Raw genomic sequence first — 9,852 nt, forward strand, 5'->3', positions numbered from 1 at the left:
CACGCCGTCGTTTCACGCCGTCCGCCTCCGCAGCGCGTGCTTGAGCACCTTGCCGCTCGCGTTGCGCGGCAGCTCCGGCAGGAACTCCACGTGGCGCGGCACCTTGTAGTTGGCCATTTCGCGGCGGGCCCACGCGATCAGCTCATCGGCACTCAGGCCGGAGGACGCGCGGCGGACCGCGTACGCCTTGGCGACCTCGCCGAGTCGGGCGTCCGGCACGCCGACGACGGCGACATCGGCGATATCGGGGTGGCGGGCGAGGAGCTGCTCGATCTCGGCGGGATACGCGTTGAAGCCGCCGACGATGAACATGTCCTTGATCCGGTCGGTGATCCGCAGATTGCCGTCCGCATCGAGGACACCGATGTCGCCCGTCCGCAGCCAGCCGTCCGGGGTGATGGCGCGGGCGGTGGCGACCGGGTCCTCGAAGTAGCCGCGCATCACGTGGTAGCCGCGGACCCAGACCTCACCGGGAGCGCCCGGCGGGCGCGGGCCGCCCAGGGGGCTCACGACCTTGATCTCGGTGTCCGGGATGACGCGGCCCGAGGTGGCGGCGATGACCTCCGGCGGATCGCCCCGGCGGCACATGGTGACGGTGCCGGATGCCTCGGTCAGCCCGTACGCCGTCAGCACGGTGGCGACGCGCAGTTCGGAGCGCAGCCGTTCCACCAGCTCCAGCGGGACGACGGCGGCGCCGGTCACCACCAGGCGCAGCGTGGACAGGTCGTGGGCGTCGCGCGCCGGATGGTCGAGGATCGCCTGGTGCAGGGTGGGCGGGCCGGGCAGGACGCTGATGCGTTCGGCGGCGATGCGGGTGAGCGCGGTGTCCACGTCGAAGACCGGCTGCGGCACCATCGTCGCGCCGCGCATCAGGCAGGCGATGATGCCCGCCTTGTAGCCGAAGGTGTGGAAGAACGGGTTGACGATGAGATAGCGGTCGCCCTGCCTCAGCCCCGTCACCTCGCTCCAGGTGTCGTAGACCCGCAGGGTCTGCGCGTGGGTGATCACCACGCCCTTGGGGTCGCCCGTGGTGCCGGAGGTGAAGGTGATGTCGGAGGGGTCGGACGGGCGTACGGAGTCGGCCCGGTCCCGTACGGCGTCCGGCGGTACGGACTCCCCCACCGCCAGGAAGTCCTTCCAGGTGCGGAAGTCGTCGGGTGCGTCCCCGGCGAGGACGATCACCTCGCGCAGATAGGGCAGCCCCGGCAGCGGAACCCCCTGGCCCGCCCCCCGCTCCGCGGCCCGGCGCAGCGACGCCACGTACGAGGCACCCAGGAAGGTACCGGTGATGAACAGATGGGTGGCCCGGGTGCGCCGTAGGACGTACGCCGCCTCGGCGCCCTTGAAGCGGGTGTTGACCGGGACGAGGACACCGCCCGCGGTGACCGCGCCGAGGGCCGCCACGATCCAGTCGGTGGTGTTGGGCGCCCAGATCGCGACCCGGTCGCCCCGCTCGACGCCGGAGGCGATGCACGCGGCGGCGGCGCGTTCGATACGGGCGCCGAGTTCGGCGTAGGAGATCCGGGCGCGGCCCTCGACGACGGCCTCGGTCGCCTCGCCGTGGCGCCGCACCGCGTCCCGTATCAGCGCCGGGATGGTCTGCCACTCCGCCATGACACCAACCTCCAGCACAGCGACTCCCACTAGCTGACTACCCGTCAGATTAGCGGTAGCCTTCCCCGCTGTCAGCACCGGTGACCGCGACGTACGGAGGTGGCCATGGGCCTGAAGGACGCGACGGCGATCGTCGGCATCGGCCAGACCGCGTTCGCCAAACGCCTCCCCGAATCCGAGAAGAGCCTCGCCTGCCGCGCCATCCTGGCCGCCCTCGACGACGCCGGAATCGCCCCCTCCGAGGTGGACGCCTTCGCCTCGTACACCATGGAGGAGACCGACGAGGTCGAGGTCGCCAAGGCCATCGGCGCGGGCGACGTCACGTTCTTCAGCAAGGTCGGCTACGGGGGCGGCGGTTCCTGCGCGACCGTCGCGCATCTGGCCGCCGCGATCGCCACCGGGCAGGCGGGCGTGGGGGTGGCCTGGCGTTCCCGCAAACGCGGCAGCGGGCCCCGGCCCTGGACCAACACCCGCGTCCAGCTGCCCACGCCCGCCCAGTGGACCCGGCCGTACGGGCTGCTGCGGCCCGCCGACGAGATCGGGCTGCTGGCGCGCCGCTACATGCACGAGTACGGCGCCACCCGCGACCACTTCTTCAACGTCGCGCTGGCCTGCCGCAACCGCGCCAACCAGAACCCCGCCGCGATGATGTACGAACGGCCGCTGACCCGCGAGATGTACATGACCGCCCGCTGGATCAGCGAACCGCTCTGCCTCTTCGACAACTGCCTGGAGACGGACGGCGCGCTGGCCTGCGTCGTCGTCTCCGCCGAGCGGGCGCGCGACTGCGCCCGCCCGCCGGTGTACATCCACTCCGCCGCCCAGGGGCTGCCCGCGCAGCACCACGGGATGGTCAACTACTGGAACGACGACCCGCTCACCGGGCCCGCCTGGACCGCCGCCCGTCACCTGTGGAAAACCGCTGACTTCGGTCCGCAGGACGTGGACGTGGCGCAGATCTACGACGCGTTCACCCCGCTGATCCCGCTGTCCCTGGAGGGCTACGGCTTCTGCGGGCGCGGTGAGGGCGCCGCGTTCACCGAGGGCGGCGCGCTGGAGATGGGCGGACGGCTGCCGCTCAACACGGGCGGGGGCGGGCTGAGCGAGGCCTACGTGCACGGCTTCAACCTCATCACCGAGGGGGTCAGACAGTTGCGCGGAACCAGCACCGCGCAGGTCCCCGACGCCGGCACCTGCCTGGTCACGGCGGGCGAGGGGGTTCCCACATCGGCCCTGCTGCTGAGGAGTTGACGACCGATGACGACCCATGACGCGACCCAGGAGCTGCTGCACCCCGTACCCGACGAGGACGGCGCGCCCTTCTTCGACTACGCCGCCTGCGGCGAACTGCGCGTCCAGACCTGCACCGGCTGCCATGAACCGCGCTTCCCGCCCCGCCCCTGCTGCCCGCACTGCCAGTCCTTCGACAGCCTGTGGACGAAGACGAGCGGGCGTGGCCGGATCTGGTCGTACGTACTGCCGCATCCGCCCCTGCTGCCCGCCTACGCGGCCCAGGCCCCGTACAACGTGATCCTCGTCGAACTGGCGGAGGCCCCGCGGATCCGGCTGGTGGGCAACCTGGTCGCGTCCGCCGACGCCGCGCTCGACTCCGTCGATCCGGTGCGGATACGGATCGGGGCGCCCGTGCAGGCCGTCTTCCACACGATGCCGGGCGGGCCCACCGTGGTGCGCTGGCTGCTGGAGCGGCCATGACGGTCACGACGGAGCCCCGGGACGACGGGGTCGCGGTCGTCACCCTGGACCGGCCCGAACGCCACAACGCCATCGACCTGGCGACCGCCGCCGAACTGGCCTCCGTATGGCGGCGGCTGCGCGGGGACGAGTCGGTGCGGGCCGTGGTGCTCACGGGGGCGGGCGAGCGGGCGTTCTGCACCGGGATCGACCGCTCGGTCAGCGTCCCGCAGCCGCCGTCCCCGTACGCGATGGACGATCCGCTGCGGGACATCGGCCCCAAGGCGAACGACCTGTGGAAACCGGTCGTGGCGGCCGTGGGCGGAATGGCGTGCGGCGGGGCGTTCTATCTGCTGGGCGAGGCCGAGTTCATCGTGGCCGACGAGACCGCGACCTTCTTCGACCCCCACACCTCCTACGGGATGGTCAGCGCGTACGAGGCCGTCTACATGGCGCAGCGCATGCCCGCCGGGGAGGTCGCGCGGATGGCGCTCATGGGGACGGCCGAGCGGATCTCGGCGCGGCGGGCCTACGAGACGGGCCTGGTCAGCGAGGTGGTGCCGCAAGGCGAGGCGGTGGCCGCCGCGGTGCGGGCCGCCGCCGTGATCGCGTCGTACCCGACGGAGGCGGTCCAGGGCACCGTACGGGCGCTGTGGGCGGCGAAGGAGGCGGCGCTGACGCAGGCGCTCGCCCGGGCCCCGCAGCTGATCGCCCTGGGGAACCGGCCGCCGGACGCCCAGGCCGCGCTGTTCGCGGCCCGCACGCCCGGCTTCCGCGTCCGGTGAGCGGGGCGTGCGTCAGCTGCTCGCGGGCGTCTTGCTGGCCAGGCTGATCTGGCAGGTGTACTGGGTGCGCTTGGTGATGGTGTAGCTCGCGGCGGCCGTGAACGTCTCGCTCTGGCCGGGCAGCACGGTCACGTCCTGGCTGTCGTAGCCGAGCAGCCCGTCGTTCCCGTACTCGTTCCAACTGACGCTGACGGAGTAGCGGAAGCTGCGGGTGGTGTCGGTGTTGGTGACCGTCACGTCGTACTTGAACTGGCTGGTCGACTGGTCGTAGCGGCAGCTGGTGCCGCTCGTCTCGCTGGTCGCGTCCGGGTTGTAAGTGGACGGCGCGGAGGAGGAGTACGGGTCCGAGGTGGTCGGGGAGCCGTACGACGGCAGGTCCGAGGCCCCGCTCGGCAGATCGGTGGGAATGTCGCTGGACAGCCCGCTGGGGCCGGACGCGGGCTCGTCACCGCCGCCGGTGCCGCCGGAGACGAACCCGTTGTCGCCCCCGCCGAGGCCGTGGCTCTTCTTCTTTCCGCATCCGGTGAGCGATCCGGTGAGCGCGAGTACTCCGACCAAGGTGACGGCAAACAGGCGCAAGGAACGGCGTTGCATGGAATTACCCCCGTGGAAAAGCCGCAATCAAGCCAACCTGATGTTGGTTGACAAGTGCACGCCACCCTAGCCAACGGGTACCCGTACTCCCAAGTCACCACGGCCCGGCATACCGGCTCAGAAAACGGATTCGACCTCGCACCGCGCGACGTTCCGGGCCTCCAGCGGATCGTCGAGCGGCACCCGGACGGTCTTGGTCTGCCCTGCGGGGACGCGGACGTTCCCGCTGCCCCGGGTCACCTCGCCGCCGCTCTTGCCGAGGAAGGTCATCTGGACGACGTACAGCTCGGACGAGCCCGTGCGGTTGCGCACCTTGACCGTGGCGGCCGGGTCGCCGCCCTTGTCCCGGCCGGCGCAGCTGACGACGGTCGTCTCCGGCTCCTTCGGCGACGCGCTCGCCGTACCGCCGGAGGTCGGGGTGGAGCCGTAGCGGTTGTTGTCGCGGTAGCGGGAGCCGCCGGAACCGGAATATGAGTCATCGGAGTCCGAGTAGCCGCCGGAGGTCGAACCGGACCCCGAACCGGACTGATGCGAACTGGAGCTGGAGCAGCCGCCCCCGCTGCTGTGCCCCCTGCTCCCGCGCGACTTGCTCTTGAACCCGGTGAGAGCCACCAGCACCACCAGGAGCACGGCGGTGAACCGCAGACCTCTGCGCATGACGAACCACATCCCCCGTTGAACCAGCGACCTCCCGGATACCCGGGAGGTCAGTGAACGCGTAGCACGGTAGCAGGGGTTGTCAGGGACACGGCCGTCACGCGCGGGCCGAGGGGCGCGATTGACCGGTGCCCTTCACCGCGTCCAGCGCGTACACACAGCGGTCCTTGCTGCACGCGTACACCACGCCGCCCGCCGCCACCGGCGAGCCGGTGATCTCGCCGCCCGTGGCCAGCTTCCAGCGCAGCTGGCCGCCCGCCGCGTCCACCGTGTACAGGCAGTGGTCGGCCGAGCCGAAGTGGACACGGCCGTCGGCGACGACCGGGGAGCCGATGACCTCGCCGCCCGCCGCGAAGCGCCACTTGGGCGTGCCCGTGACCGCGTCCAGCGTGTACAGGGCGCTGCCGCTGCCCAGATGGACGGAGCCGTCGGCCACCAGGACCGGTTCGATCGAACCGCGCGCCTCGGTGGCGATGCGCCAGCGGTCGCGGCCGTTCGCCGCGTCCAGGGCGTACACCGTGCCCAGGTAGTCGCTGACGTAGATGCCGCCGCCGGTCACCGCGGGCCCCGGCGCGTACGCCGGGGGGCTCAGGAAGACGGCGGGCGCCTCGAAACGCCACCGCACCTCCCCACGGGCGATGTCGATCGCCAGCACCCGGGTACCGGCCGACACGTACACGATCCCGTCGGGCGCCGGGAGCAGCCGCAGCGGCACCCCGCCGCAGGAGGCCGTGTCCCCGACCGGGTACGACCAGCGCTCCACGCCCGTACGCGCCTCCAGGGCGCGCAGCCGGGCGTCCTGCCATACGAAGACCGTGCCGTCGTGCACGACCGGACCGGACTCGGGCGTCTCGAAGTCGGTCTGGACGCCCTGCATCTCCCACAGCAGCTCGCCGTTGGCCGCCTCCCACGCCTGGACGCCGCCGCCGCGGGTGCCGGTGACGACCGTGCCGCGGTCGACCTTGAGCGAGTAGACCCAGCCGTCGGTGGACAGCCGCCACCGCTCGGAGCCGTCCGCCGCGTCCAGCGCGTACAGGGTGGGGCCGTCGGAGGCGTGGATACGGCCGCCCTCCACGGCCATCGCCCAGGCCACGTCGCGGGTCTTGAACTGCCGCCGCCCGGTGCCCACATCCAGCGCGTGCACCTCGAACGACGTCACATAGAGCAGGTCTCCGGCGACGGCCGGGGTACCCCACACATCGTTCGACATGCGGAACCGCCAGGGCCGCCAGCGGCCGTGGCCCGCCGCGCCCGGCGGCTCGGCCGCGTCGGTGGCCGGGGAGTGGGAGGGCGGCGGAACGGCGGCCTCGCCCCCGCTCCCCCCGCCGGTGGTCAGCCCGCCCGGCGGCCGCACCCAGCCCGTGGTGGGGCCGCTGTCGTGCCGCTGCTGCGGGTCGCGCGCGTCGGCGGCGCGCAGCCCGGGGCCGATGGCCACCTGGGAGTTGTGCAGCCGGACCGGCCCGTCGACCCCGGTGGACAGCGGGGGCGGGGGCGGGAGCCGGTGCACTCGCCGACGGAGCCGACGGAGCCGGCGGAGCAGGCGAAGCGGACGGGGCAGGCGCGGACGGCGCGGCATGCCGCCCGGGGCCGATGGAGCTGAGCGCCGACGGGCCGCCCGCGTCGGGCGCCCGCAGGCCGCCGCGCGGATCGCCCGCGCCCACCGGCTCCCAGCCGCTCGCTCCGGCCGGCGCCCCGTGCCGTCCGCCGCCGCGCCCGTCGCCCGCGGCAGGGGCGTACGAGGGCGGTGCGGGCGGCCGCTCGGGCGGCAGCGGCGCGGACGCCGGGCTTCCGCCCCCGCCGCCCCCGGAGGGGCGGGACGCGGGCCGCGCGGAGCGGGCCACCTGGTTGCAACCCGCTGCGCTTGCGCTCGATGAGCGCGACCGCGCCGCCCGGCAGCCATGCCGAGGCCGTACCGCTGTCGTCGGCGTTCGAGGCGAACAGGTGCGGGGCCAGCTGCGACTGCAAATCGGCCGGGGACGGCCGCCGGTCGGCCTCCATCTGCATGCACGACTCGATCAGCGGCCGCAGCTCGTCCGGCAGCCCGGTCAGGTCCGGCCCCTCGCGCAGCAGCATGAACACGGTCTCGACCGGGTTCGCGCCGTGGAAGGGCGCGTGCCCGGTGGCCGCGAAGGTCAGGGTGGAGCCGAGCGAGAAGATGTCGCTGGCGCCCGTCACGCTGCGCGAGTCGCGCGCCTGCTCGGGCGACATATAGGCGGGCGTGCCCACGGCGACGTTGGTCATCGTCAGCCGGGTGTTGGAGACGCCCGAGGCGATACCGAAGTCGATCACACGCGGACCGTCCTCGACGACCAGCACGTTCGACGGCTTCAGATCCCGGTGGACCAGACCCGCGCCATGGATGGACTGGAGCGCCTCGGCGACCCCTGCCGCCAGCCAGCGCACCGCCTGGGCCGGCATCGGCCCGCACTCATTGACTATTTCCTCGAGCGACGGCGCGGGGACGTAGGCCGTAGCGAGCCAGGGCACCGCGGCACGCGGATCGGCGTCCACGACCGCGGCCGTATAGAAGCCGCTGACCGCGCGGGCCGCCTCCACCTCGCGGGTGAAACGGACGCGGAACAGCTGATCCTCGGCCAGCTCGGTCCGGACCGTCTTGATCGCGACCCGTCGGCCGGAGGCCGAACGTGCCAGATAGACGAGCCCCATGCCGCCCGCGCCAAGCCGGCCCAGCACCTCGAAGGGACCGATCCGCCTCGGATCGTGCTGCGTCAGCTGGTCCACCACTTGCCTGCCACCTCCCCGTGGGGGCCCCAAAAAATACAGCCCCGTGCAGCGTCTCACCGACAAACCAACCGGCGGCACGCATCCTGCATTCTCTCTGGCGAAGGCGGCGGTTGCGAACCCGGGGGCGATTCGTCGTGTCATCGGGCGATACGGAGCCGGAGCCCGTCCGGTTCGACGTTCCGCCGACGGACCGCTCTCAGTCCCGTCCCGCCCTGTTCTCCCTTGCTCCGGAGCCCTCCCGCGAGGTGTCGATGACCGCGAAGACCGCGCCCTGATTGTCCGCAAGGACCGCGAAACGCCCGTACGGCGTATCTTCGGGCCCATTGAGAACCCGTCCGCCCAGCCGTTGGGCCGTACGCGACACATGATCGCAGTCCGCCACCACAAAGTACGTCAGGAAGTGCGCGGGCAGTTCGGCCGGGGGCCCTTCACCGATCACGACCCGCGCGGCGACGGCGTGGTCCGGGTCGGCGGGCTCACCCCGCGGCGACCACAGCAGGAGGTCCGCGGGGCGCTTCTCCCCGGATCCTTCGGCAGCCGCCTCGTATCCGAAGACCGTCCGATAGAAGGCGTCCACCACCCGCGGCTCCCGGGTGTGGACCTCGGTCCAGCCGTAGCTGCCGGGGACGTCCCGGCGGGCGAAGCCGGGGTGGCTGCCCGTCTGCCAGAGCCCGAAGACCGCGCCGCCGGGGTCGGCGGCCGTCGCCATGACGCCCAGGTCGTCGATCCACCGGGGCGCGACGATCACCCGGCCGCCCGCCTCGCGGATCCGGGTGGTGGCCGCGGCGGCGTCCTCGGTGGCGAGGTAGACGTTCCAGACGATGGGCATCCGGCCGTCGGACTTGGGCACCAGCGCCGCGACGTCCTTCCCGTCGAGCCGGGCCCAGGTGTACGGGCGGTAGCCCGCGGTGCCCTCGGCGAAGGTCCAGCCGAACAGCTCGCCGTAGAAGCGGCGGCCCGCCGCGAGATCGGGCAGCATCGCGTCCACCCAGCAGGGCACGCCTTCCGCGTATGCGGCCATGACCCGAGTCCTCCCGCGTCCTCCTGTTCGCGGCTTCTACCGCATTTGCCACGCTAACGGGGGATCGTCCCGGGTGCCCGCTTCGAAAGTCGAAATATTTGGCCAATCCTTGGCCCGGATCACCAGGTCCCGCCCGGGTCATCCACGCTTCTTATCCACAGGCTGTTGATAACACGATTCACCCGCATGACGGAGCGGTGATTGACGGCTTGACGACGTCCGAGAGGCCACGGGTTGGGGCCGGAATCAGCCATTCCGAGCTGCGGAGGAGGGCTCACAAACCCTCTCATCCCGTACGAACCCCATTTGCACGCAGTCGAATCGCGCTTCGATCACCCCTCGGTAAGCTGACGGCATGACAGGACAAGTACGCACCGTCGACGGTCGGGTGGCCGGTCGTCGCGGGCAGGCGACGCGGCAGAAGCTGCTCGACTGCCTCGGCGAGATGCTCAGCACATCCCCGTACCGAGACGTCAAAGTCATCGATGTCGCCCGTAAGGCAGGCACCTCACCGGCGACGTTCTACCAGTACTTCCCCGATGTGGAGGGCGCCGTCCTCGAGATCGCCGAGGAGATGGCGAAGGAGGGCGCGGGCCTGACCGAACTCGTCTCCGGACGCTCCTGGGCGGGCAAGTCCGGCGCCACGGCGGCCGATGAGCTGGTCGACGGCTTCCTCTCCTTCTGGCGCAAACACGACGCCATTCTGCGCGTGGTCGACCTCGGCGCGGCCGAGGGCGACAAGCG

General features: G+C 72.1%; 8 protein-coding genes and 1 pseudogene. 4 read left to right on the top strand and 5 right to left on the bottom strand.

The annotated features are described in order from the left end of the window. Positions 1 to 12 precede the first annotated feature (12 nt). Entirely contained in the window at positions 13 to 1,614 is a 1,602-nt protein-coding gene (locus SSOG_RS18370) for a FadD3 family acyl-CoA ligase (protein WP_009715748.1), read from the bottom strand. Between the two features lie 105 nt (positions 1,615 to 1,719). Here SSOG_RS18370 and SSOG_RS18375 point away from each other — a divergent pair, with 105 nt between their 5' ends. The 3 genes from SSOG_RS18375 to SSOG_RS18385 are packed head-to-tail and all read left to right on the top strand — an operon-like array spanning position 1,720 to position 4,091. Continuing rightward, the gene (locus SSOG_RS18375; protein ID WP_039938016.1) at positions 1,720 to 2,865 is read left to right on the top strand and encodes a lipid-transfer protein; all 1,146 of its coding nucleotides are present in this window, start codon (positions 1,720 to 1,722) and stop codon (positions 2,863 to 2,865) included. A 6-nt stretch (positions 2,866 to 2,871) separates the two neighbouring features. Next, positions 2,872 to 3,327 (top strand): Zn-ribbon domain-containing OB-fold protein, encoded by a 456-nt coding sequence (locus SSOG_RS18380; RefSeq protein ID WP_009715750.1) that lies wholly within the window; start codon positions 2,872 to 2,874, stop codon positions 3,325 to 3,327. Beyond that, complete coding sequence (locus tag SSOG_RS18385; RefSeq protein ID WP_039938017.1) at positions 3,324 to 4,091, top strand: enoyl-CoA hydratase/isomerase family protein; 768 nt, start codon at positions 3,324 to 3,326, stop codon at positions 4,089 to 4,091. Before SSOG_RS18380 ends, SSOG_RS18385 begins: the two co-directional genes overlap by 4 nt. Positions 4,092 to 4,103: 12 nt before the next feature. Here the strand turns inward: SSOG_RS18385 and SSOG_RS18390 are convergent, their stop codons facing one another. The 4 genes and pseudogenes from SSOG_RS18390 to kbpA all read right to left on the bottom strand — a co-directional run bounded on the left by SSOG_RS18390 (position 4,104) and on the right by kbpA (position 9,108). Further along, on the bottom strand, positions 4,104 to 4,685 hold the full coding sequence (locus tag SSOG_RS18390) for a hypothetical protein (RefSeq protein WP_009715752.1): 582 nt from the start codon (positions 4,683 to 4,685) through the stop codon (positions 4,104 to 4,106). A 117-nt stretch (positions 4,686 to 4,802) separates the two neighbouring features. After that, on the bottom strand, positions 4,803 to 5,342 hold the full coding sequence (locus tag SSOG_RS18395; RefSeq protein WP_106516638.1) for a hypothetical protein: 540 nt from the start codon (positions 5,340 to 5,342) through the stop codon (positions 4,803 to 4,805). 97 nt (positions 5,343 to 5,439) lie between these two features. Continuing rightward, positions 5,440 to 8,087, bottom strand: a pseudogene (gene afsK, locus SSOG_RS54855) (protein serine/threonine kinase AfsK). Positions 8,088 to 8,283: 196 nt separating this feature from the next. Next, positions 8,284 to 9,108 carry an AfsK-binding protein KbpA gene (gene kbpA, locus SSOG_RS18405; protein WP_009715755.1) on the bottom strand — a complete coding sequence of 275 codons (825 nt, stop codon included), beginning with the start codon at positions 9,106 to 9,108 and terminating at the stop codon, positions 8,284 to 8,286. A 355-nt stretch (positions 9,109 to 9,463) separates the two neighbouring features. On the opposite strand from kbpA, the gene SSOG_RS18410 reads away from it, so the two are divergent. After that, on the top strand, positions 9,464 to 9,852 hold a 389-nt coding region (locus tag SSOG_RS18410), incomplete at its 3' end, for a TetR/AcrR family transcriptional regulator (protein ID WP_009715756.1).

The sequence above is a fragment of the Streptomyces himastatinicus ATCC 53653 genome (assembly GCF_000158915.1).
GTDB lineage: Bacteria > Actinomycetota > Actinomycetes > Streptomycetales > Streptomycetaceae > Streptomyces > Streptomyces himastatinicus.